General features: G+C 63.6%; 2 protein-coding genes. Both read right to left on the bottom strand.

Going from position 1 to position 1,657, the window contains the following annotated elements; translation table 11 throughout:
- Positions 1-36: 36 nt before the first annotated feature.
- Positions 37-1,059 (bottom strand): thiamine pyrophosphate-dependent dehydrogenase E1 component subunit alpha, encoded by a 1,023-nt coding sequence (locus WAW17_RS34020; RefSeq protein ID WP_422337225.1) that lies wholly within the window; start codon positions 1,057-1,059, stop codon positions 37-39.
- A partial coding sequence (locus WAW17_RS34015; RefSeq protein WP_422337224.1) for an FAD-binding protein occupies positions 1,056-1,657 on the bottom strand: 602 nt, incomplete at its 5' end. The genes WAW17_RS34020 and WAW17_RS34015, both read right to left, overlap by 4 nt.

Below are 1,657 nucleotides of genomic sequence, written 5' to 3'. Positions count from 1 at the left end.
GCGCTCTTTTTGTCCGTCGTCTTGTCGGTCGTCTTGTCAGTCACTGTGCAGGCTCCTCACCCAGGTGTCGTCTGCGAAGACGTCGGTGAATATGTCCGATGCGGCGGGAAATTCGCAGCGCGCCGCGTAGGCGAAGGCATCGTCGACAGTTTCGCGGGCGTGCCGCTCGATTCCCTCGATCTTCTGCTCGGACAGGTACTGCTTCGCCAACAGCCATTTCCGGAAAGTGGGCGCGGGGTCGCGCTCCATGGCCGCTTTCAGTTCGTTCGCAGGGACATAGCTGAAGTCGGCTGTGCCTGTGTGCCCGGTCAGTCGATAGTGCTGGAACTCGAGGAATGTCGGGCCCTCGCCCGCCCTGGCGCGCTCGGTCGCCGACCGGAGTGCAGCCAGGGCAGCCATCGGATCGAACCCGTCAACCTTGTGGGCAGGGATCGAATACGACGCCGCTCGCGAGGCCAGATCGGTGTTGGCCGCGTACTGGGCGATCGGCGTGTGTTCACCCCACTGGTTGTTCTGGCATACGAACACGAGTGGGAGCTGCCACAATCCCGCAAAATTCATCGCCTCGTGGAACGCGCCGATCGACGTCGCGCCGTCTCCGAAGGTCACGACGGTTGCACTGCCCTCGCCGTCGAGTTGAGCGGCCATGGCTACGCCTACCGCGATCGGGAGACCCGATCCTACGATTCCGGTCGTAGCAGTGAATCCGATCGCCGGATCCTGCAGATGCATCGTCCCGCCCTTGCCGCGAGAAAGACCTGCCCGGCGCCCGTACAGTTCGGCCATGATGGACCGCGGCGACGTGCCTTTGGCGAGCGCGTCACCGAGGTTTCTGTAGGTCGATACCAACCGGTCTCGAGGGGTGAGTACCTCGCCGAGCGCCGCGCACACCGCCTCCATGCCGCGCACCGGGTAAAACGCAGCTTGCAACCGCCCCGCTTTGGACTCTGCGACCGATTTCTGGTCGGCCAGTGCGGTTGTCAGCATCAGCGTGTACATGCGGCCGAGTGCCTCGGCATCGGGCACACGTGTAGCTGGTGTATCGGTTGCACTCGTCATGCGCGGGCCTCCTCTCTGGTGGACTGTTCGTCGAGCAGGCCTGAGGCCTCTTCGCCGGCGATACGACCGAATCCACAGGCATTGGCCAGTGAATTGCCGCTGCCGATGTAGGTTTTGATGATTCCGCCGGTGCATTCGCCGGCCGCGTACAACCCGTGGATCGGCGCCCCGTCGACACCCAGAACACGCGCGTGGTCGTCTATTCGAAGGCCGCAAGCGGTGAGGTTGATCGTCAGAGGACGCACCTCGACTGCATAGTACGGGGCGGTCTCGAGAGGCAGAACGAACTTGCCCGCCTTGCCGTGATCCGAGTCGACGCCGGACTCCGCGAACCTGTTGTATCTGGCGATCTCGCCCGCGAGGTTCCCGGTTTCGATACCGAGCGAGGATTCGAGGGCGTCGAGCGTGTCGGCCCGATGCACCTTGCCGTTCCCGGACGCCAACTGCTCGTCGATGATGTCGGCGTTGTAGTTCTTGGTCCGGAAGGGCGGGTGGTTCGGCCATACCTGCTTGTATGCATCCCGGTAGCGGGAAACGTTGCCGGCGGGCGGGCGAAGAGCAGCATCATCGAACACCACGTATCCGCGATCTCCGTGGG

Source organism: Rhodococcus sp. (in: high G+C Gram-positive bacteria) (assembly GCF_049286785.1).
GTDB lineage: Bacteria > Actinomycetota > Actinomycetes > Mycobacteriales > Mycobacteriaceae > Rhodococcus_F.
The sequence above is the reverse complement of the archived record's forward strand: the minus strand, read 5'-3'. Positions and strand labels throughout refer to the sequence as shown.

Bases quoted from the DNA above. Each gene is read 5' to 3' on its own strand.
- WAW17_RS34020 (WP_422337225.1), bottom strand. From the start codon at position 1,059: ATGACGAGTGCAACCGATACACCAGCTACACGTGTGCCCGATGCCGAG.